11 protein-coding genes are annotated in these 23,056 nt (G+C 73.2%); all 11 read left to right on the top strand.

All coding sequences use genetic code 11. The features are described 5' to 3' along the window. On the top strand, positions 1 to 5,015 hold a 5,015-nt coding region (locus ACFPQ9_RS23155), incomplete at its 5' end, for a type I polyketide synthase (RefSeq protein ID WP_380856336.1). 127 nt (positions 5,016 to 5,142) lie between these two features. Next, on the top strand, positions 5,143 to 7,212 hold the full coding sequence (locus ACFPQ9_RS23150; protein ID WP_380856333.1) for an ABC transporter ATP-binding protein/permease: 2,070 nt from the start codon (positions 5,143 to 5,145) through the stop codon (positions 7,210 to 7,212). Positions 7,213 to 7,559: 347 nt separating this feature from the next. Continuing rightward, positions 7,560 to 10,388 (top strand): BTAD domain-containing putative transcriptional regulator, encoded by a 2,829-nt coding sequence (locus ACFPQ9_RS23145; RefSeq protein ID WP_380856330.1) that lies wholly within the window; start codon positions 7,560 to 7,562, stop codon positions 10,386 to 10,388. Between the two features lie 227 nt (positions 10,389 to 10,615). Further along, a complete protein-coding gene (locus tag ACFPQ9_RS23140; protein WP_380856327.1) occupies positions 10,616 to 11,890 on the top strand; it encodes a glycosyltransferase in 1,275 nt (424 codons plus the stop codon). Between the two features lie 26 nt (positions 11,891 to 11,916). Beyond that, positions 11,917 to 12,579 (top strand): class I SAM-dependent methyltransferase, encoded by a 663-nt coding sequence (locus ACFPQ9_RS23135; RefSeq protein WP_380856324.1) that lies wholly within the window; start codon positions 11,917 to 11,919, stop codon positions 12,577 to 12,579. Positions 12,580 to 12,594: 15 nt separating this feature from the next. Then, on the top strand, positions 12,595 to 13,797 hold the full coding sequence (locus ACFPQ9_RS23130) for a DegT/DnrJ/EryC1/StrS family aminotransferase (RefSeq protein ID WP_380856321.1): 1,203 nt from the start codon (positions 12,595 to 12,597) through the stop codon (positions 13,795 to 13,797). Positions 13,798 to 13,879: 82 nt separating this feature from the next. After that, complete coding sequence (locus tag ACFPQ9_RS23125; RefSeq protein ID WP_380856318.1) at positions 13,880 to 15,343, top strand: NAD(P)/FAD-dependent oxidoreductase; 1,464 nt, start codon at positions 13,880 to 13,882, stop codon at positions 15,341 to 15,343. A 159-nt stretch (positions 15,344 to 15,502) separates the two neighbouring features. Continuing rightward, positions 15,503 to 17,041, top strand: coding sequence for a GMC oxidoreductase (locus tag ACFPQ9_RS23120; protein ID WP_380856315.1), 1,539 nt, complete (start codon positions 15,503 to 15,505; stop codon positions 17,039 to 17,041). Between the two features lie 35 nt (positions 17,042 to 17,076). Then, positions 17,077 to 18,405 carry a UDP-glucose dehydrogenase family protein gene (locus ACFPQ9_RS23115; protein WP_380856312.1) on the top strand — a complete coding sequence of 443 codons (1,329 nt, stop codon included), beginning with the start codon at positions 17,077 to 17,079 and terminating at the stop codon, positions 18,403 to 18,405. 25 nt (positions 18,406 to 18,430) lie between these two features. Further along, positions 18,431 to 19,642 carry a glycosyltransferase gene (locus tag ACFPQ9_RS23110; protein WP_380856309.1) on the top strand — a complete coding sequence of 404 codons (1,212 nt, stop codon included), beginning with the start codon at positions 18,431 to 18,433 and terminating at the stop codon, positions 19,640 to 19,642. 253 nt (positions 19,643 to 19,895) lie between these two features. Continuing rightward, positions 19,896 to 23,056: beta-ketoacyl synthase N-terminal-like domain-containing protein (locus tag ACFPQ9_RS23105; protein WP_380856306.1), on the top strand; the 3,161-nt coding region annotated here is incomplete at its 3' end.

The following is a 23,056-nucleotide window of genomic DNA, read 5'->3' as shown; positions in this document are numbered from 1 at the left end:
TGGGTCTAGAGGGGCCCGCGGTATCCGTTGATACGGCGTGTTCGTCGTCGCTGGTGGCGCTGCATCTGGCGGCGCAGGCGTTGCGTGGAGGCGAGTGCTCGCTTGCGGTGGCCGGTGGTGTGACGGTGATGTCGACGCCGACGACGTTCGTGGAGTTCTCGCGGCAGGGCGGGTTGGCGCCGGACGGGCGGTGCAAGGCGTTCGCCGATTCCGCTGACGGGGTCGGGTGGGCCGAGGGTGTGGGTGTGCTGCTGCTGGAGCGGCGGTCGGATGCTGTGCGCAACGGGCATCGGATTCTGGCGGTTGTTCGGGGCAGTGCGGTGAATCAGGACGGTGCGTCGAACGGGCTCACCGCGCCCAACGGTCCCTCCCAGCAGCGGGTGATCCGGCAGGCGCTGGCGTCGGCCGGGCTGAATGCCGGGGACGTCGACGTCGTCGAGGCGCATGGCACGGGTACGACGCTGGGCGATCCGATCGAGGCGCAGGCGCTGCTGGCGACGTACGGTCAGGATCGTGAACGGCCCCTGCTGCTGGGCTCGGTGAAGTCCAACCTGGGGCATACGCAGGCCGCTGCCGGTGTCGCCGGTGTGATCAAGAGTGTGCTGGCGATGCGGCACGGTGTCGTTCCGCGCACCCTGCATGTGGACGCGCCGTCCTCGCATGTGGACTGGTCGACGGGTGCGGTGGAACTGGTCCGCGAGCAGGTGGCGTGGCCGGAGAATGACCGTCCGCGCCGGTCCGCGGTCTCCTCCTTCGGCCTCAGTGGCACCAATGCGCACGTGATCCTCGAAGCGAGCCCCGAAGAAGAGCCCATCACTGACGACACCGAGCGTCCCTTCCCCTTGGTCGTCACAGCGCGCTCGGAAGGGGCACTGGACGCCCGAATATGGCAACTCCAGTCGTGCGAGCCGTCGGTACACGTCGGTTTCACGGCCGCGACCGGCCGGGCCTCCTTCGCCCATCGGGCGGTGTTGTTGGCGTCTGGGGAGGGTGTCACCGAGGCGGCCAGGGGAGTGGCGGCTGAGGGGCCGTTGGCGTTCGTGTTCTCCGGTCAGGGTGCCCAGCGTCTGGGGATGGGCCGGGAGCTGTACGGCCGTTTCCCGGTGTTCGCGCAGGCCTTGGACGAGGTCCTCGCCGAGCTCGACCCTGCGCTGCGTGACGTGATCTGGGGCGAGGACGAGCAGGCTCTGAATCGCACGGAGTTCACTCAGCCGGCGCTCTTCGCCGTCGAGGTGGCGCTGTTCCGGCTGGCCGAATCGCTGGGCGTGCGGCCGGACTTCGTAGCCGGGCACTCCGTGGGTGAGATTGCCGCCGCTCATGTCGCGGATGTGCTCTCCCTGGCGGACGCGTGCACGCTGGTGTCGGCGCGGGCCCGGTTGATGCAGGCGCTGCCCGAGGGCGGGCTGATGCTGGCGGTCGAGGCGGCCGAGGACGAGGTCACCGCGCATCTCACCGACGAGGTGAGCATCGCGGCGGTCAACGGCCCCACCTCCCTGGTGCTCTCCGGCACGGAAGAGGCCGTGCTCGCGGTCGCCGCCGCCCTGCCCGATCGCCGCACCAGCCGCCTGCGGGTCTCGCACGCTTTCCACTCCCCGCTGATGGCCCCGATGCTGGAGGACTTCCGCGCGGCCATCGCCGATCTCCGCTTCGCCGAACCGGCCGTCCCCTTCGTCTCGAACCGGACCGGCCCGAACACGCCGGACTACTGGGTGCAGCACGTCCGTGAGACCGTCCGCTTCGCCGACGGCATCCGCACCCTCACCGGCCAGGGCGTCACCCGTTTCCTGGAAATCGGACCCGACGGTACTCTCACCGCCCTCATCGAGCAGACCGTCCCCGAGGACGCCCTCGTCGTCCCGACACTGCGCAAGAACCGTTCCGACGAAGAGGCGCTGGCCGTCGCGCTGGGCCAACTCTTCGTGCACGGTGTGCCCGTCGACTGGGCGGCGTACTTCGCAGGGACCGGCGCCCGACTCACCGATGTCCCCACCTACCCCTTCCAACGGCAGCGTTTCTGGCCGGAGCCGCGCGCCGATCTGGGCACCGGTGATGTGCGCTCCGTCGGGCTAGTGCCGGCGGGGCACCCTGTGCTGGGCGCCGCGATGTTGCTCGCGGACGGCGGCGGTGCGGTGTTCACCGGCGTCCTGTCGCCGCAGGCGCAGCCGTGGCTCGCCGACCACACGGTGCTCGGTCGCACACTGGTGCCCGGTGCGGCCCTGGTCGACCTGGTGATCCGGGCCGGTGACGAAGTCGGCGTCGGCCGTATCGACGAACTGACGACGGTCGCCCCGCTCGTGCTGCCCGACGACGGCACGGCCGTCGGACTGCAGGTGCGGATCGGCGGCGCCGACGATGACGGGCGGTGCTCCTTCGCACTGCACGGACGGCCCGAGTCGGCCGGCGCCGACGCCTCCTGGACGGCGTATGCGAACGGCATGCTCACCCCTGCCCCCGGCGAGGGGCCGGCCCCGGGTACGGAAGTATGGCCTCCGGAGGGCGCCGAGAGCATCGAACTCGCAGGTTACTACGACACGTTGGCGGACCTCGGCTTCGCATACGGGCCGTCCTTCCGTGCGCTGCGCCAAGCCTGGCGCCGGGGCGACGAGGTGTTCGCGGAGGTCTCCCTGGACGCGGACACCTACATGGACACCGACCCGGACACCGAACCGGACACCGCCACGGCCACGGCCTCGGCCACCGACGGATACGGCCTCCACCCGGCCCTCCTCGACGCCGTACTGCACGCGGCCGGCTTCACGGGTGCGGGCGGCGACGAGGGTGCCGCGCTCCCCTTCTCCTGGGAGGACGTGGCCCTCTTCGCCTCGGGTGCCAGGACCGTGCGGGCACGGCTGGAGCGGACGGGGGAGCGGACCGTGCGTATCGCGGTCACCGACACCGAGGGCGGGGCCGTCCTCAGCGTCGGCGGGCTGACCGTACGGCCCGTCGACGCCGACCAGATGGCCGGTGCCGGGTCCGCCGGAGCGCCGGACGCCCTGCTGCGAACGACGTGGACACCGGTCGGAGAACTCACCGCCGATGCGCCCACCGAGGTCGCCGTACTCGGAGAGTTGCCCGAGGATCTCGCCGGGGAGCTGGCCACGGCCGGCGTCAAGGCGGTGGCGTACGACGATCTCGCCACCGTAGCCGCGCATCACGGCATGGTGCTCGCTCCGGTGCGGGAGGCCGGCGTCGATCCGGCCGACTCCGCCCATGCACACGCGCGTGCGGCGCTGTCGCTCGCGCAGACCTGGCTGGACGGTGAACGCCTTGCCGGGGCGCGGCTCGTGGTCCTGGTCCGTGGGGCCACCACCGGGGCTGACCCGGGCGCCGCCGCGGCGTGGGGGCTGCTGCGGTCGGCGCAGAGCGAGCATCCCGGCCGGATCGGCCTTCTCGACATGCCTGGGGATCCGTCCGGCCTGGCCCGTGCGTTGAACGTCTTGGAGCCGGAAGTCGCCGTCGTGGATGGCGAGGTGCTGGTTCCGCGGTTGGAGCGAGTCTCCGCCGACAGCCCCGACAGCCCCGACAGCCCCGACAGCCCCGACAGCCCCGACAGCCCCGACAGCCCCGACAGCCCCGACAGCCCCGACGGCCTTGACAGCCCCGACGGCCTTGACAGCCCCGACAGCTCCGGCGGCTTCGACAACCCCGGCGGCCCCGATCCCCGGCCGGAAGCCGGCCTCCCCCTCGCCGACGGGGGAACCGTACTCATCACCGGCGGCACCGGCGGCCTCGGTGCCCTCCTCGCTCGCCATCTCGTCGCCCGGCACGGCGTACGTGATCTGCTTCTGCTGTCCCGGCGCGGTGCCGACGCGCCCGGCGCCGCGGACCTCGTCGCCGAGCTTGCCGGGCAGGGTGCCCGCGTCGAGGCGGTGGCCTGCGATGTCGCGGACCGGGACGCGCTGGGCGCCGCCCTCGCCGGGCACCGGGTCGGCCATGTCGTGCATGCGGCCGGCGTACTCGACGACGCGACCGCCACGCACCTGACGTCCGAGCGGGTCGCCGCCGTTCTGCGGCCCAAGGCGGACGCGGCCTGGCATCTGCACGAACTGCTGCCGGACGTAGGCTCGTTCACGGTGTTCTCCTCGGCGGCCGGCACCTTCGGCAACGCCGGGCAGGGCGCCTACGCCGCCGCGAACGCCTTCCTCGACGCCCTGGTGCGGCACCGGCATCGCGCCGGTTTGCCGGGACTGTCCCTGGCCTGGGGGCCTTGGCGGCGCTCGGACGGCATGGCCGGGGCGCTGAGCGCACGGGACGTCGAGCGGATGCGTGCGGCCGGGTTCCCGCCGCTGAGCACGGAGGACGGGCTCGCGCTGTTCGACCGGGCCGTCACCGCCGCCGGACCCGTCCTGCTGCCGGTGCGGATCGACGTCGGGGCCCTGCGTGCTCGCGACGACGTACCCGCGCCGCTGCGCGGCCTGGTTCCGGTGCGCCGAACGGTGTCCCGGTCGACCGCCTCGGGACTGGTGGCGCGGCTCGCGACCCTGGACGAGGGCGAAGGGCGTGCGGCCGTACTGGAGTCCGTGCGCGAGCAGGCCGCCCGGGTGCTCGGGCACCGGCCCGGCGGCACCGGTGAGGTGGGACCCGCCCGGGCCTTCCGCGACCTCGGGTTCGACTCGCTGATGTCGGTGGAACTGCGCAACGCGCTGAGTGCCGCCACCGGACTGCGGCTGCCCGCCACGCTGGCCCTGGACCACCCGACGCCGGACGCGGTCGCCGCGCACCTGTACACGCTGCTCGCCCCGCGTGCCGAGCGGACCGGGGCCGACGGCCTGCTGGCCGCCCTGGAACGCGTCGAGCAGATGATCGCGGCCCTGCCGGAGCCGGCCGCCGACGGAGCGGCGCACCGGCAGATCGCCGGACGGCTCGACGTCCTGCGCACACGCTGGTCGGCGCTCGCCGCACCGGAAGCGGAAGCGGACGTGAACGACCCCGAGAAGGCGGCGGAGTTCGACATGGACAAGCTGTCGGACGACGAGATGTTCGCCTTCCTCGACGACGAACTCGGCCATGGGTGACCGAGGGGTGGAGAGCTTCCACTGATGTCCCCGGCCGCGCCCCGCCTAGCGTGGGCGAACCGGTACACGAACGGCGGACCAGCGGCGCGGCCGGGTCCCTGAGCCGAAGAGGCGATGAGACGTGGGCATGGTCAAGACGGACGACGGTCCGGCCATCGAGGTGCGTGATCTGGTACGCGCCTATCGCGGCCGGGGCGGTGAACTCATCAAGGCCAACGACGGGTTGACGTTCAGCGTGCCCCGCGGGCAGGTGTTCGGCCTGTTCGGCGCCAACGGCGCCGGCAAGACGACACTGGTCCTCCAGATGCTGGGTCTTGTGCGCCCCACGTCGGGTTCCATCACCGTGAACGGCATCGACGTGGTGCGCCACCCCGAGCTGGTGAAGTCCACCGTCGGGTTCCTGCCGCAGCGCGGCCTGTCGATGCGGCTGATCGAGGCCCGCCGGGCCCTGCACTACACGGGGCGGCTGCGTGGGCAGAGCGAGACGGACGCTCGGCGCCAGACCGACGAGCTGATCGAGGAGCTGGGGCTCGGGCCGTATGCCGACCGGCAGGTGGAGCGGCTCAGCGGTGGTCTGATGCGGCTGGTGAACTTCGGTATGACCCTGATGGGCCGCCCCGAACTCATCGTTCTGGACGAGCCCACCAATGAACTCGACCCGCACAACCGGCGGTTGATCTGGGACATCGTGCAGCGCCGGGCCGCCGAGGACGGCACGACGATCGTCCTCGTCACCCACAATGTGCTGGAGGCGGAGAAGGCCGTCCACCGCGTCGCCGTCATGCACGGCGGCCGTATCACCGCCATGGGCACGCCCGGCGAGCTCAAGGAGCAGACCGGCGCCCAGGCGCGGCTGGAGCTGTTCGTCCGCGACGGCGGCAGCCTCACGGAGGCGGAGGCCGCCAGGCTCGGCCGGATCGGTGTCGTCACGCCCGGCGACCGCGGTGGCAGCTACCTCGTCACCGCGCCCCCCGACCGCATCCAGCCCCTGCTGGAGGTCCTGGTCACCGATGTCGGCGTGACCCGCGTCGACGACTTCCGGTTCGCCCGGCCCACGCTGGAGGACGTCTACCTCAGCCTGAAGCCCGAACCCGTCGGCGAACCGGAGAAGCCGGCCGAGCCCGAGCCGGCCCACCGGGCGCCCGACTCGCCCGAACCGCCGCCCCCCGTGAAGGAACTCGCCACCGTCGGTGCTCCTGGTGCCGAACCGGAGGCCGCCGCGTTCGGTGCTCCTGGTGCCGAACCGGAGGCCGCCGCGTTCGGTGCTCCTGGTGTCGAACCCGAGGCCGCCGCGTTCGGTGCTCCTGGTGTCGAACCCGAGGCCGCCGCGCCCACGACCACCCCGCCCGCCGCCCGGCGCACCCCGCGCCCCGCGGCCCGTACACCTGGGCCGGCGCCCTCCGTCGCCCCGGCGCCCGCCCGGGTCCCGCGAGGCACCCTCGGGGCCCGGCTGGCCACCTTCGGCACGTCCTTCAAGTACCTGTGGTTCGAGCACATGCTGATCGTGCGCACGTCCTGGCACGTCCATATGGTCTTCGGCATCTTCATGCCGCTGACGATGGTGTTCGGGTTCTCCCGCATCGGCAGCGGCCTCACCGACCAGTCCAGTCTGCTGTACATCGCCAGCGGCTCCGGCGTGTTCTCCATCGCCGCGCTCGGCACCACCGCCATCGCCCAGCGCATCGGCGCCATCAAGGCCGAGGGCTCGATGATGTACTACGCCTCGCTGCCGATCAGCAAAGTGGCCTTCGTGACGGCGTTCGTCGCCGCCCGGCTGCTGCTCATCGCGCCCGGCCTGGTCACCTCACTGCTCGCCGTGGAAGTGCTCTACGACATCCAGCTCACGCTGTCGCCGACGCTGCTGTTCGTGTACCCGCTGACCGCCCTGCCGCTCGCCGCGCTCGGCCTCGTCATCGGCAGCCTCATCGACAAGATCGAGCTCATCTCCATCGTCACCTACATGCTCAACTTCCTTCTGCTGCTGGGCGCCCCGCTGCTCATCCCGCTGGAGTCCCTGCCGGTCGCGCTGCGTGTGATCAGCTACGTCATGCCGACCAGCTACGGCGCCGACGCCATCCGGCACAGCGTCACCGGGGACGTCGACGGCATGTTCGCCCTCGACGTGGCCGTCCTCGCCGTCGCGTCGGTGGCGTCGCTGTGGATCGCCGACCGGGCGCTGCGCTGGCGCGCCTCCTGACACCGAGGCGGCGGCCGCCGCGGCCCAGGCCGCGCGCACCAGGCGCAGGACCAGTGTTTTCCCCAGTGACCGCCCCACCGGGACGCCGATAGCATCCTTTCCGGATACAGAGGGTGAATGTCCGACGGCCGTTCTCCGGGCCTGGTGCGAGACCGGAGAACGGCCGTCCGGGTCCCTCGGAATCACCTCGGAGAACGGCAAGAACGGCACCGGAGAATCGGCTCGGCACATTCGGCGGAACCGGCGGGAAAACCGGGAGAGGGAGCCGTCCCTTTTCATCGTCTCTTTCGTCTCCTTCCGGCCCTCCGGCTGTGTCCGGGCCGGAGCGGAACGGGAGCGACACCGGCATGAAATTCCAGGTGCTGGGCCCGCTGAAGGTCCTCGGCGACAGCGGCCCGGTCGCGCTGAGCGGCGTCAAACAGCGCGCCACACTCGGCCATCTGCTGCTGCACGCCAACGAAGTCGTCGCGACCAGCGCCCTGATGCGGGCCCTGTGGGCCGGCGAACCACCGCCCACCGCCCGCAAGATGCTCCAGAACGCGGTCTCCGCCCTGCGCGGACTCCTCGCCGACGACTCCGAGGACACCCACGGCGGCCCCGTACTCCTCACCCACGCCCCCGGCTATCTGCTGCGCGTCGACGGCGACGACCTCGACCTCACCGCCTACCGTGCCCTCGCGGACCGTGGCCGCGCCGACCTCGCCGCCGGAGCCTGGTCCTCCGCCGCCCGTACGCTGCGCGCCGCCCTCGACCTGTGGCGCGGCCCCGTCCTCGCCGACCTCGCGGAGTCGGGCACGGACTGGCCCGAGCTGCGTACCCTCGCGCAGGCCCGCTCGGCCACCCGTGAGGACCTGTACGAGGCCGAACTCGCCTGTGGACGGCACCACGACGTGCTGGAGGACCTCCGCACCCACGCCCAGCGCGAACCGGAACGTGAGCGGCTGTGCGCCCAGCTGATGCTCGCCCTGTACCGGCGTGGCCATCAGGCCGAGGCCCTGGACGCCTACCGCCGTACCAGGACCGCGCTGGCCTCCCGGCTCGGCCTGGAACCGGGCCGGGTGCTGCGGGCCGTGGAGCGCGCCGTCCTCGACCACGATCCCGTGCTCGGCCAGCCCGACGCGCTCGCCATCATGGCCCTCGACGGTGAACCCCACCGCCCCCGGCCCGCCGCGGCCACGCCGGTCACACCCGGCCCGACGGCCATAGCCGCGGCCGCCCTGGCCGGCTTCGACATCCATCCGGCGCCCAGGCCCCCCGGCCTGCCCGACTTCGACACCCGCCCGGCGCCCACGCCCCCGCTCCCCGTACCGTCGCGCGCCGCCGCCTTCCCGTACCCCGCCGCGCCCGCGGGCGTGCTCACCGAGCAGCACAAGCAGCTGTCGATGCTGCTCGTGCGGACCACCCTCGGAAAGGGTCTCGGGGGTGATCCGGAGGACGCCGCCCGGCTCTCCGGTGAACTGGCCGTCGCCATCCGCGACGAGGTCGCCCGGCACGGCGGAAAGGTCTCGGGTGTGCTCGGACCGGTCACTTTCGCCCTGTTCGGTGTCGTCCGCACCCGTGAGGACGACGCCGAGCGCGCGGTCCGGGCCGGCCGGGCGATCCTGCGCCGACTGCGCCAGTACGGCGCGGGCGGCCCCGTCCCCGTGCACGGCGGTGCCGCGCCCCGCGTGGCCGTGGCCACCGGCGACGTCGTCGTCACCTGCGCCGCCGACGGCACCGGTGCCGTGCCGATCGTCAACGGCGCCGTACCGAAGAGCTGCGCCGACCTGCTGCAGACCGTGCCGCCCGGCGGCATCCGAGTGTGCGCCACCACCCGCTCCGGCACCGAACGCTCCCTCGTCTACGGCGCCGCCGGGCCCGACGGCGCGTCCGAGCCGCTCGGTGCCCGCACGGCCGGCACGGACACCCCGCCCGCCCTGGTGGGCCGGGACCGTGAGATGGAACAACTGGGCGGAGCGCTCGGCGACGTGGCCCGCCGGCAACGTCCCTGTCTGCTCACCGCGCTCGGCGAACCCGGCGCCGGGAAGACGCGGCTCATGGCCGAACTGGCCCGGCTCGCCCGCCGCTCCCCGCACGGGTACCGGATCGTCACCGGGCACAGTTCCTGGTGCGACCGAGACCGGCCGCTCGCCCTGCTGGAACGCACCCTCGCCTCGGCGGCCGGCATGGACGCCCCTGCCGACGACCCCCTGGCCTCGGCCACGCGCACGGACCGCTCGGCCCACGACCCCCTGGCCCCCGCAGCCGGCACGGACGACTGCGCCTCGGCACCCGGCACGGACGACCGCGCACACGACGCCCTCGCCCGCACGGTCCACGCCCTGTTCGGCACCGGCGACAGCGGCGCCTGGCTGCTCGACCGGCTCGGCCCGCTGATGCGCGCGGAGCCGCCCGCCCCCGCCGACTGGCCCGACCTCGCCACCGCCTGGCGGCTCCTGCTCACCGGCCTCGCCGCCGAACGCCCCCTGCTCCTCGTCCTGGAGGACCTGCACACCGCGCCCGACCCGGTTCTCGACCTCGTCACCGAACTCGCCGACGCCGCAGGGCCCGTACCGCTGCTCCTCGCCGTCACCGCACGCCCCGAACTCCTCGACCGCAGGCCCACCTGGGGCGGCGGCCGGCGCGACGCCCTCGCCCTCACCCTCGACCCGCTCGACGAGCTCTCCTCGGCCGCGCTGCTGGACGGCCTCCTCGCCGGCCGCGGAGGCAGCGCGCTCCCCGCCGACCTGCGGCGTGACGTCCTCGCCCGGATCGGCGGCAACCCCCTCTATGCCGTGGAGTACGCCCGGGAGCCGGCCGTCGGCGCCCCCGGGCCGCCGGTGATGCCCCGTCATGTCCGGCAGGTCGTCGCCGCCCACCTCGACACGCTCCCGCCGCTCGCCAAGGCCGTCCTCGTGTGCGCCTCCGCCCTGGGTGGCGTGTGCTGCGCCGACGGAGTCGCGGCGGTCGGCGGCGTGGACCGCGCGGAGGCCGTGCACTGGCTCGACCACCTGGAGCGCCGGGACTTCCTGCGCCGCTCCCGGCACCCCTCCGCCACCGGCGCCCTGCGCTACGCCTTCCGGCACCCGGCCACCCGCGAAGCCGTCGACGCGCTCGTGCCGCGCACGGTGCGCGAGGACCGCAGGCGCCGCGCGGAGGCCTGGACCGAAAGCACCGCCGCCCAGCTGACCGTGTGACCGATACGCGGCACTCCATTTCCCGATCGACCGACAATGGCGGGGAATTCGTGTGCCCATTCCACCGATTACCCGCCGATGGAAACACCCAACTGGGTCCCGGCGCGCCCAGCGCATAAGTTCGTCACAAGCGGCGCGGAAAGCGCGCCGAAGACTCGGGAAAACACCGAGTCCGGCGGCACATCATGACGTGTCCGAACGTCGCTTCCGCACGGAAAGGAATGGTTGTGCGCATTCTCTGCAGCCTCGCGCTGTCGCCCTCCAACGCACGTGCCCTGCTGCCGCTGGCCCGAGCCGCGGCCGAGGCCGGCCACGAGGTCACCGTGGTCTCCCCGCCGGAGATGGCCGGTGTCTTCGAGGGCGAGGACATCCGCGTCCTGCCGCTGTTCACCGACATGGCCGAGATCGTGCTCAGCCTGCTCCAGCAGAAGCGCATCGACTTCGCCCCCTCCGACCCGTTCTCGCCGCAGACCCTGCTGGCCACCGCCTGCGGCCCGCACGTCACCGACGCCTATCGTCAACTCCTCGACGTGGCCCAGGAGTTCAAGCCGGACGTGATCCTGCGCAGCGGCGTCGAGTTCGCCGGCTATCTCGTCGCCGAGACCCTCGGCGTCCCGCACGTCACCGCGCCTTCCGGCGGCGGCCAGTACCTCGACGCCAAGCTTGCCCTGGCCGAGCTGAATCTGCGCCGCGCCGAACTGGGCCTGCCCGAGAGCGACTCGGCCGACGCGATCCACGCGCACGGCCGCTTCGACTGCATGCCGCCCGAGTACGCCTTCACCGCACACGACATGGGCGGCACCTTCGCCTACCAGCAGCCGTCCGCCATCGTGCGGGGCGAGACCGGCCCCGAGTGGCTGCGCGACCTCCCCGGCGACAAGCCGCTCGTCGTGGTCTCCAGCACCAATGTGTTCGCCTCGCTGATGCACCACTCCGTCTTCCCGCGCATCCTCGACCTGTTCTTCGACGGCGTGGTCGCCGGACACCTCTTCGAGGGCCTGGACATCGAGGCCGACCCGGCGCTGGTCGTGGGCGCGTTGATGCCCGGCGACGCCAACCCGCTCACCACCATCGTCAAGGGCCTGTCCCAGGTGGACTGCACGGCCGTCGTCGCCACCCGCGGCATGCCCGTCGACCCGGCCGCCGTCGGCGACAACGTCCACCTCTACGAGAGCATCCCGCAGCCGCTGCTGCTGGAGACCGCCCAACTCCTCTTCACCCACGGCGGCTACAACAGCGTCCGCGAGGCCGTCCGCGCCGGTGTCCCCATGGCCGTCCTGCCCGAACTCAGCGACCAGGCGCACAACGCGAGCCGCGTCACGGAGCTGGGCCTCGGGCTGCGTGTGCCCAGCGCGGGCGCCGATGACGTCGCCGGCACCGTCGAGCGGCTGCTCGGCGACGCCGGCCACACCCACGCGGCCCGCACCGCGCAGCGTCACATGCTCGCGCTGCCCCAGGTCACGGCCGCCGTCGACCACCTCGTCGCCCTCGCCGGCCACTGAACCGGAATCCAGACAGGAGCAGGAAGATGGACACGCAGTTCCTCCGGGCGTTCTACGACCTGGCCTCGTGGATCCGGCTCTCCCCGCTGCTGAACGGCCCCTATCTGCCGTTCTCCGCGTGGTCGCTGCGCCCAGGCGCCCTGATCAAACTGCTCGACGACATCGCCCTGGGCGACCGCAAGGTCCTCGTCGAATGCGGCAGCGGCACCTCCACGATCGTCTTCGCCCGCTATCTCGCCCAGCGCGGCTACGGCAACGTGCTCTCCCTGGAACACGACGAGAAGTGGGCCCGCTGGGTCAACGACCAGCTGGCGCAGGAGGGCCTGACCGACGTCGCCCGCGTCGTGCACGCCCCGCTCGCCGAGCACCCGGCCGCCGTCAAGCGCGTCGAATGGTACGAGCCCGCCACCGTCGAGGACGAGATCGGCGCCTTCACCGACAAGCACGGCAGGATCGACCTGCTGCTCGTCGACGGCCCGCCCGGCTGGGAGCAGGGCCGCAAGATGGCCCGCTATCCGGCCGTACCCGCCCTGAAGGACCATCTGGCGCCCGGCGCCACCGTGATGCTCGACGACGTCAACCGCTCCGAGGGCGTGGAGATCACCAAGCGCTGGGAGGACGAGTGCGGCCTCACCATGCAGCTCGACCCGTACGGCACCCGCACCGCGTTCGGCAACTTCCCCGTCTGACCTGAGGAGAGGCCGATGCTGGCTCTGAACGGCGGGCCCAAGGTGCGGACACACCCCTTCCCGCGCTGGCCCGAGTACGACGAGACCGAGACCCTCGCCCTGGCCCGCGCCCTCCAGCAGGGCGAATGGGGGCGGCACGGCGGCAAGGAGGTCCAGGCGTTCGAGCGCGAGTTCGCCGAGTTCGGCAGTGCGCCCGCCGCGCTCGCCGTCACCAACGGCTCGCACGCCCTCGAACTCGCCCTGGAACTCGCCGGGATCGAACCCGGCGACGAGGTGATCGTCCCCGCCTACACCTTCGTCGCCACCTCCACCGCCGTCCAGCGGCGCGGTGGCGTCCCGGTGCCCGTCGACGTCACCCCGGACACCTTCTGCCTCGACCCCGCGGGCCTCGACGCCGCCGCCACCGACCGCACCCGCGCGGTGATCCCCGTCCACATCGGCGGCCACGTCGCCGACATGGACGCCATCACGGCCTGGGCCGCCGCCCGCGGCGTCACCGTCGTGCAGGACGCGGCCCAGGCCCACGGCGCCACCTGGCGAGGGAAGGGCCTCGGCGCCCTCGGCTCGATCGCCACGTTCTCCTTCCAGAGCACCAAGGTGATCACCGCGGGCGAGGGAGGCGCCCTGCTGCTGCCCGACGAGGAGACCTTCGAGAGCGCGTGGCTGCGGCACAACTGCGGCCGCGACCGCGAACTCCACCTCGCCACCGCCTCCTCCAACTTCCGCGTCTCCGAACTCACCGCCGCCCTGCTGCGCGCCCAACTGGCCCGGTTCGCCGACCAGAACGCCCGCCGCGCCGCCCGGTACACCGAACTCGCCGCCGCACTCGGCGAGATCCCCGGCATCCGCCTCCAGGGCCGAGACCCGCGCTGCACCGGAACCCCGCACTACATGACGACGTTCGTCCTCGACCAGGACGAGCTCGGCGGGCTCGACCGCGACACCGTCGCCCTCGCACTGCTGATGGAGGGCATCCCCGCCTTCGGCAGCCACCAGCCCCTGCACCGCACCGACGCCTTCTGGACCGGCGCCACCGGCGGCGCACGGCCCGAGGAACTCGCCGAACGCTGCCCCAACGCCGAACGCGTCGGCCGTGACGGCGTGCTCATCCCGCACCAGGCCCTGCTCGGCACCCGCCAGGACGTCGACGACGTGGCGACCGCCGTCGCCAAGGTCCTGGCCGAACTGCCGCGCGACGGCACCCCCGCGGCCGTCTGACGCCGCCACCACCAAAGACCCCGACACCGACTTCGCACACCCCGCGCCCGGCGCGGCGGTTCACAGGATGGGAACGAAAGCGATGACCAGCGACAACCCGGCCGGCCGGACCTTCGAGGTCCTCGTCGTCGGCAATGGTGTGCTCGGCCTGTCCCTGGGCCTGACCCTCGCCCGCCGTGGCACCAAGGTGGCCGTCCTCGGCCGCACCGACCGGCCCTGGGCCGCCTCCACCGCCGCCGGCGCCATGCTCGGCACCTTCGGCGAGGTCACCTCCACCCTCATAGCCAGCGAACAGGGCCGCGCCAAGCTCGACCTCGGCGTGCAGGCCACCCGCCTGTGGGACGACTGGCTGGACCAGCTGGCCGAGGACACCGGCGAGCACGACGACCTGCGCTGCGCCGACGGCACCGTGATGCTGCTGAACTCGGTGGGCGTACCCGGCATCGACTCCGCCAACTACGCCGCCATCCGCAAGACCCTCGACGAGTACAAGGAGCCGTACGAGGACATCGACCCGGCCGAGCTCGGCTGGCTCGACCCCGACCCGCTGGCCCGGCCCCTGATGGGCATGTTCATCCCCGGCGAGCACGCCGTCGACTCCGGCCGGCTGCTGGCCCGCCTCCAGAGCGCTCTGCTGAAGGCCGGCGGCAGCCTCCTCGACGGCTTCGGCGAGAGCCTGGTCACCGAGGGTGAGCGCATCACCGGCGTCAGGCTCACCAGCGGTGACACCCTGACCGCGGGACAGGTCGTCCTCGCCGCCGGCGCCGCTTCCCAGACTCTGCTCGACACCGTGCCCGCCCTGAACGGCAGCATCCCGCGGCTGTGCGCCGGCGTCGGTGTCTCCGTCTTCGCCCGCGTCGACCCGGACGTGCCCGGCCCGACCAGCGTGCTGCGCACCCCCAACCGTGCCTTCGCCTGCGGTCTGCACCTCGTGCCGCGCGGTCAGGGCCATGTCTACCTCGGCGCCACCAACGCCATCGAGCCCGAGCCCGCCGACGTGCCCTCCATCCGCGACGCCACCTTCCTGCTCGGCTGCGCCCTGCGCCAGCTGCGCCGCGACCTCGACACCGCCGGCATCGAGAAGATCCAGGTCGGCAACCGGCCGGTCGCCTTTGACGGCTTCCCGCTGGTCGGCGGCACCGGGCTGGACGGCCTGTGGACGATGACCGGTACCTACCGTGACGGTCTGCACCTGTCGCCGCTGCTCGCCGAGGAGATGGCCCGGCGCATCCTCGGCGAGGACACCCGTCACGACCTGTCCGTGTTCCAGCCCGTGCGCAAGCCCACGCAGGCGCACAGCCGTGAGGACGTCGTCGAGACCGCCGTCACGCATCTGCTCGCGACCGGCTACGAGGACGAGTGGAGGATCCCCAACGCCTGGCCCGCCGTCATCGAGGCCCAACTGCGGGCCGGGTTCGCGAAGTTCGCCGACGCCCTTGACGACGAGTTCACCCCGCCCGCCGAGATCCTCGCCAAGGCGCAGATGAACCCGGCGTTCGCGCAGCAGGTCCGCCAGTACTACGCCGCTAGCCGCGCGGCGCACTGAGCGCTCCGCCGACAGTGCCGCGATGTGCCGTCGTTCGTCCGCGGCCTCGTCGTGGCTGGTCGCGCCCACGCGGCGGTAGCCGCATATCGACACGACCCCGCGCCCCTTCGGGGGCGCTGCCACCCCCCACTGCACGAACTGAAGGAGAGTCGCGTCACCATGAGCTGTCCCGAACTTCCGCCGACGGTCGATCTGCTCGTCGTCGGAAGCGGCCCGGTGGGGTCGGCCGTCGCCCGCCGTGTGTACGACGCCGTACCGCACGCCCGGATCCTGATGGCCGACCTCGGGCCGCGCCTGACCGGGCAGGCCGGGCTGCACCTCGGCAACCTGCCCGCACCGGAACGGGCCGCGGCCCAGGCCCGTTCCCAGGGGCGCGATCCCGAGACCGCGCCCGGCGAGGACGGCGCCCTGGTGAAGAAGTACGCGGACCGCGGCACCCATCTGCTGCGGCCCCGACGCGAGGACGAGCCCGAGCAGTTCGGCATGCCGGCCGCGGTCATGTCCAGCAACATCGGCGGGATGGGCGTGCACTGGGCCTGCACCGCCCCCCGCCCGCTGGACTCCGAGCGGCTGTCGTTCCTGTCCGCCGACGACCTCGACGCCGCCCTGTCCGTCGCCGAGCACCTGCTGAGCGTCACCCGCGACGCCTACCCGGCCACGGAGGCGGGCGACCTCGTCCTCAAGACGCTCGGGCAGCTCTTCGACGGCGACCACCCGGTCGGCCGCGGCGTCGGCACCATGCCGCTCGCCTGCACCCCCCGCCCCGGCCGCCGCCCCCTGTGGGCCGGACCCGACACCGTCCTCGGGCCGCTCGCCCACGCCGGCGCCACCGGGGGCGACGGACGCTTCCGCATCGCCGACGAGACCATGTGCCGGCGCCTGCTGTTCAGCGGACGCAAGGTCACCGGCGCCCTCCTCGAACACCTCCCGACCGGCACCGAGTTCGCCGTGCGCGCCTCCGCCGTCGCCGTGTGCGCCGACGCGCTGCGCACCCCGCAGCTGCTGTGGGCCTCCGGCATCCGCCCCGACGCCCTCGGCCGCTACCTCAACGACCAGCCCAAGACCGTCAGTTCCGTCCACGTCAAGGACGGCCCGGTCGCCGGTGTCGCCGCCCGCGGCACCGTCGAGTTCGGCGGCGACATCCGCGACCTGGAGACCGGCCGCTTCTGGGTGCCGTTCGCCGACCCCGGCCGCCGCAACCACGGCCAGGTCATGACCATCGACACCTCACCGCTGGAAGGCGTCGACCCGGCGCTGTTCGTCGGCATGGTCTGGTACGGAGCCAAGGAGATCCGCGCCGAGGACCGCATCGAGTTCTCCACCAGCGAGGCCGACGCCTACGGCATGCCCGACATGACCGTCCACTACGACCTCACCGAGGCCGACCTCGAAGGCGCCGACCAGGCCCGCGCCGACCAGGAGGCCGTCGCCGAGGCCCTCGGCGGCGAGTTCCTGGAACGGCCCGAACTGTTTCCCGCCGGCAGCTCGAAGCACTACCAGGGCACCGTGCGCATGGGCCCCGCCGACGACGGCACCTCGGTGTGCGACACCGACAGCCGCGTCTGGGGCTTCGACAACCTCTACGTCGGCGGCAACGGGGTCATCCCGACCGCCACCGCCGTCAATCCGACGCTGTACAGCGTCGCCCTGGCCGTCCGAGCCGCGGCGTCCATCAGCGCCCGGCTCATCGGCGTCTGACCGCAGCGAAGCAACCGAGAATCGAGGTGGCTGCCGTGCACCGCCACACCATCGCCGTCATCGGCACCGGCTATGTCGGACTCACCGCCGGAGCCTGCCTGGCGTCGCTCGGACACCGGGTGGTCTGCGCCGACCTGGACCCGGTCAAGGTCGCGGAACTCAACCGCGGAGACGTGCGCATCCTGGAGGAGGGCCTGCCCGAGCTGGTGCGGGCCGGCCTCGACGCGGGCCGGCTGCGCTTCGTCGTCGGCGCCGCCGACGCCGTACGCGGCGCCCGCACCGTGTTCATCTGCGTCGGCACCCCCACCGGACCCGACGGGAGCGCCGACCTTACCGCCGTCGACGCGGTCGTGGAGGAGATCCGCACCCTGCTGGAACCCGACAGCGTCCTGGTCACCAAGTCCACCGTGCCGGTCGGCACCGCCGCACGCGTCACCGCCGCACTCGGCAGGCCGGACGTCGGCGTCGTCAGCAACCCGGAGTTCCTGCGCGAGGGCACCTCCGTCGCCGACTTCCTCCAGCCCGACCGGGTCGTCATAGGCTCCGCCAGCCCCTGGGCCGCCGCCCAGGTCGCCGAGCTGTACGCCGGCGTCGACGCGCCCGTCGTCATCGCCGACGCCGCCAGCGCCGAGGTCGTCAAGTACGCCGCGAACTGCTTCCTCGCCGTCAAGCTGTCCTACGTCAACACCCTCGCCGAGCTGTGCGAGGAGGTCGGCGCCGACATCGGCCGGGTCACCGCCGCGCTCGGCCAGGACCACCGCATCGGCGGCGCCTTCCTGCGCCCGGGACCCGGCTGGGGCGGCTCCTGTCTGCCGAAGGACACCCGCGCCCTGCTCGGCACGGCCGACGCCCTCGGTGTCGACTTCCCGCTCGTGCGGGCCGCCATCGACTCCAACGCCCGTCAGCGCACCCGGATCGCCGACCGGATCGCCCGCCTGTGCGGCGACGAGGACGGCTCGCTGGCCGGGGTACGGATCGGGCTGCTCGGCCTCACCTTCAAGGCCGGCACCGATGACCTGCGGGACTCGCCGGCCCTCGCCCTCGCCGTCGAACTCGCCGGCCGCGGCGCCGAACTCACTGCCCACGACCCGGCCGTGCCCGCCACCCGGCACACCGAACTCCCCGCCGAAATCAACGTCGTGGACGACCCGCACCAGGCCGCCAAGGGCGCCTCGGCGCTGGTCCTGTGCACCGAGTGGCCGCTCTACCGCGGCCTCGACTGGCCCCGGATCGCCGCCGACCTGCATCACCCGGTCGTCGTCGACACGCGCAACCACCTCGACCCGGACGCGCTCAGCGCCGCGGGCCTTGCCTGGCACGGCACCGGCACCAGCCCGGTCGAGCCCGCCCTGACCGCCGTATAGACGCCGTAGAGAAAGGGTTCCCGTCATGCGGGTGCTGTGCAGCATCACCGGCTCGCCCTCCCACGCGCGTGCCTGCCTGCCGCTCGTGCGGGCCCTCGGCGACGCCGGACACGACGTCCTCGTCGTCACCGCCGACAAACTCGCCCCCGTCCTCGCCGGCGAGCGGGCCCGCGTCGAGGGCGTCTACACCGACATCACCGCCCAGGGCATGCGGCTGCTGTTCGAGGGCAAGCTGCCCATCCCCAAGGAGTTCAGCCGCTTCGCCCACGACCTGTGGGCCACCCTCGGCGCCGGACCCCAACTCGCCGAAGCCTACGACCTGTTGCTGCCGCTCGCCCGGGAGTTCCGGCCCCATGTGATCCTGCGCGACGGCTACGAGTTCGCCGCGCTCCTCGTCGCCGAGACCCTCGGCGTTCCCCAGGTGCCCGCGCCCTCCGGCTCGGGCCAGTTCCTCGACCCGGAACTGCTGCTCCCGCTGCTGAACGACCGCCGCCGCGCACTCGCCCTCCCCGAGACCGACGACCCGGCCGCCGTTTACCGGCACGGACGCCTCGACTGCATGCCCGCCCCCTACTCCTTCGCCCGCCCCCTCGCCCCGGACGCCGTCGCCTACCGCCAGCCCCGCACCGTCACCCGCGGCGAGCGGCTGCCCGACTGGTTCGCCGAACTGCCCGCCGACAAGCCCCTCGTACTCGCCTCACTCGGCACGGGACTGCCGGGCACCGTCCTCGAATTCCTGGACAAGGCCCGTGAGTTCGGCGCCCCCATCCCCGTCTACGACCCCGCCGAGCCCCTCGACACGGTCGTCGAGGCCCTGTCCGCGCTGGACTGCGCCGCGGTCGTCTCCACGCTCGGCATGCCCGTGGACACCGCGAAGGCCGCACCCCACGTCCGTGTCGTCGACCGATTCCCGCAGCAACTCCTCCTGGAGCACGCCGCGTTGTTCGTCACCCATGGCGGCTACAACAGCATCCGCGAGGCTGTCCGGGCCGGTGTTCCCATGGCGGTCCGGCCCATGTTCGGCGACCAGCAGTACAACGCGGTGCGCGTGGCCGACCTGGGACTCGGCGAACACATCGCGACCCGGGGCGCCGAACCCATGCTGGAGACCTGCCGCCGCCTCCTGGCCGACGAGAACGTCACCGACGAGGCCCGGCGCGCCCAGAAGGAGATGCTCGCCCTGCCGGACATCGACGCCGCCGTCACCCACCTGGAACACCTGGCCGCCGCGAGCTGAGGCCGCTGCCCGGCAGCGACGGGCCCCTCCCCGCACCGACGCCGACGCGCCCTCCGTGGCCCGTCGGCGCCGTCATGATCACGGCGCGGTCTCCATCTCCTTGTGATTCCCCCAGTCGTCCGTCCGAATAATCGAACCAGTTGGGCGAACGGATCAGGCCACCCCCACCTTCCCGGCCGCCGCCCGCCGACGCCCCCCACAGGCCCGGTCCAGTATCCGAAGACGTGGCGACGAGTCATCCGCGGGAGAGAACGTGTCCGAACAAGCTCGCTCCACCTCGGCGACCCACCCGTTCGCGGGCACCCCACGCCCCTGGCTCCTCACCGGACGGGGCACCCTGGCCGTACGGGAACAGGCCCGCATCCTGCGCAGCCTCGTCACCGACGGAGCGCCGGACCGCATCGCCGCGGCGCTGCTGCACGGCGTCGACCCGGCCCACCCCTGCCGCGCGGCCGTCACCGCTGCCGGCCCCGACGAACTCGCCGCGGCCCTGGACGCCCTGGCCGACGGCACCCCCACGGACCACGTCACCGAGGGCCGGGCCACGGCCCGCGACAGCCAACCGGTATTCGTCTTCCCCGGCCACGGTTCGCAGTGGCCCGGCATGGCCCGCGAACTCCTCGACACCTCCCCGGTGTTCGCCCGCCGCATGGAGGAGTGCGCCGACGCGCTCGCCCCGCACCTCGGCCACAACCCCGTCGACGTCCTGCGCGGCGCGCACGCGCTGACCACACCCGACGTCACCCAGCCCACCCTCTTCGCCGTCATGGTGTCGCTGGCCGCCCTCTGGGAGAGCGTCGGCGTACGGCCCGCGGCGGTCGTCGGCCACAGCCTCGGCGAGGTCGCCGCCGCCTGCGTCGCGGGCGCCCTCACTCTCGACGACGCGGCACGTGTCGCCGCGAGCTGGGGCACCGCCCAGCTCGAACTGCACGGACGCGGCGGCATGGTGTCCGCCCTGATGCCCGTCGAACTGCTGCGGGAACGCCTCGCGGCCTGGCACGGCAGGCTCCACCTCGCCGCCGTCAACGGCCCCGACAACGGCGTCGTCTCCGGCGACGCCGACGCCGCGGCCGAACTCGTCACCGAGCTGACCGCCGAAGGGATTCGCGCCCGCGCCGTCGACTACGGCGTCGCCGCCCACTCACCGCACATCGACGAGATCACCGACCGCATCCGAGCCGACCTCGCCACGCTCACCCCCCGCCCGGCCCGCGTCCCCCTGTACGCGGCCTCGGCCGGCACGGCCCTGGACGGAGTGACCCTCGACGCGGACCACTGGACCGCCGCCCTGCGCGGCACCGTCGAGTTCGTGGCCGCCGTCGAGACCGCACTCGACGCCGGGCACCGCCACTTCCTGGAGATCAGCCCGCACCCGCTGCTCACCCCCGGCCTCGAAACCGTCCTCACCCGGGCGGGCGTCACCGGCACCGTCCACAGCACGCTGCGCCGGGACGCCGGAGACGCCGACCGGTTCCTGCGCGCCATGGCCGCATACTGGTCCACCGGCGGCGACCCGGACTGGACCGCCCTGCACGACCCGGACACCGACCCGGCCGACCTGCCCGCCGAACTCGCCACCGCGGCGACCATCGAAGACCCCGAGACCACCGGCACCCCCCTCGGCGTCCAGGCGGCCGCGCTCCACGACCGCCTCGGCGACCTGCCCGAACCCGACCGGCGCGGTGCCCTCGTCGACCTCGTCCGCACCCGGCTCGCCGACCTGCTGGAACTGCACGGCGGCGCGCCCGCGCACCTCTCCTTCCGTGACCAGGGCGTCGAATCGGCCACCGCCGTCGCCCTGCGCGACCGGCTGCGCGCCGCGACCGGACTGCCCCTCGCCCCGACCGTCGCGTTCGACTACCCGACCCCCGCGGCCCTCGGCCACCACCTCTACGAACAGCTCTACGGCACCATCGCCGCCGACGCCGGCACGCCCGCCGGTCACACACCCTCCGACGAGCCGATCGCCGTCGTCGGCATGGCCTGCCGCTTCGCCGGCGACGCCGACTCGCCCGAGGCCCTCTGGCAGCTCCTCCTGGACGGCACCGACGCCGTCACCCCGCTGCCCGACGACCGGGGCTGGGACATCGAAGGACGCTACGACCCCAGCGGCACCGCACCCGGCGGCTTCCTCCAGCGCGAGGGCGGATTCCTGCGCACCGCCGCCGACTTCGACGCCGCCTTCTTCGGCATCAGCCCGCGTGAGGCCCTCGCCATGGACCCCCAGCAGCGCCTTCTGCTGGAGACCACATGGGAGGCCCTGGAGCGGGCGGGCATCGACCCGACGGCACTGCGCGGCACCGCCACCGGCGTCTACCTCGGCCTCATGACCGCCGACTACGACCGCGCGGCCGCCCACGCCACCACCGACGTCGCCGGCCACGTCCTGACCGGCAACGCCGTCAGCGTCGCCTCCGGCCGCATCTCCTACACCCTCGGCCTGGAGGGCCCCGCCCTCACCGTCGACACCGCCTGCTCCTCCTCCCTGGTCGCCCTGCACCTGGCCTGCGAGGCCCTGCGCGGCGGCGCCGCCACCACCGCCCTCGCCGGCGGCGCGACGGTGCTGCCGAGCCTGGAGATGTTCGCCGAGTTCTCCCGCCAGCGGGCCCTCGCCCCCGACGGCCGCTGCAAGGCGTTCTCCGCACGGGCCGACGGATTCTCCCTCAGCGAGGGCGCCGGCATGCTCGTCCTGATGCCGCTGTCCGAGGCCCGCCGCCAGGGCCGCGAGGTCCTCGCCGTGATCCGCGGCAGCGCCATCAACCAGGACGGCGCCTCCAACGGGCTGACGGCCCCCAACGGCCCCGCCCAGCAGCGCGTCGTCCGCCAGGCCCTCGCCAACGCCGGTCTGCGCCCCGCCGACGTGGACGCGGTCGAGGCGCACGGCACGGGCACCCGGCTCGGCGACCCCATCGAGGCACACGCCCTCGCCGCCGCCTACGGCCGTGACCGCGAGGAGCCCCTGTGGCTCGGCTCGGTCAAGTCCAACATCGGCCACACCCAGGCCGCCGCGGGCGTCGCCGGCGTCATCAAGATGGTCATGGCCCTGCGCGCGGAACGCCTCCCGCGCACCCTGCACGCCGACGAGCCGTCCGCCCACATCGACTGGACGCACGGCACACTGCGACTGCTTCAGGACGAACAGCCCTGGGTGCGCGGTGAGCGACCGCGCCGCGCGGGCGTCTCGTCGTTCGGCATCAGCGGTACGAACGCGCACCTCGTCCTCGAAGAGGTCCCCGAGACCGAGGAGTCGGCCGAGGCACCGGTCACGCACCTGCCCGTGGTGCCGTGGCCCCTCTCGGCGCGCGGTGAGCAGGCGCTGCGGGACCAGCGGGACCGCCTGACCGCACTGCAGGCGGACCCGCTCGACGTCGGCCTGTCCCTGGCCACCACCCGCGCCACCCTCGAACACCGCGC

It is taken from the genome of Streptomyces coerulescens (assembly GCF_042657965.1).
Classification (GTDB): Bacteria; Actinomycetota; Actinomycetes; order Streptomycetales; family Streptomycetaceae; genus Streptomyces; species Streptomyces coerulescens.
Note: the sequence above shows the minus strand (reverse complement) of the source record. Positions and strands in the feature narration are given on the sequence as shown.

Coding starts and splice junctions, on each gene's coding strand:
- ACFPQ9_RS23120 (WP_380856315.1), top strand. CDS start 15,503: ATGAGCTGTCCCGAACTTCCGCCGACGGTCGATCTGCTCGTCGTCGGA.
- ACFPQ9_RS23130 (WP_380856321.1), top strand. CDS start 12,595: ATGCTGGCTCTGAACGGCGGGCCCAAGGTGCGGACACACCCCTTCCCG.
- ACFPQ9_RS23125 (WP_380856318.1), top strand. CDS start 13,880: ATGACCAGCGACAACCCGGCCGGCCGGACCTTCGAGGTCCTCGTCGTC.
- ACFPQ9_RS23150 (WP_380856333.1), top strand. CDS start 5,143: ATGGTCAAGACGGACGACGGTCCGGCCATCGAGGTGCGTGATCTGGTA.
- ACFPQ9_RS23145 (WP_380856330.1), top strand. CDS start 7,560: ATGAAATTCCAGGTGCTGGGCCCGCTGAAGGTCCTCGGCGACAGCGGC.
- ACFPQ9_RS23110 (WP_380856309.1), top strand. CDS start 18,431: ATGCGGGTGCTGTGCAGCATCACCGGCTCGCCCTCCCACGCGCGTGCC.
- ACFPQ9_RS23135 (WP_380856324.1), top strand. CDS start 11,917: ATGGACACGCAGTTCCTCCGGGCGTTCTACGACCTGGCCTCGTGGATC.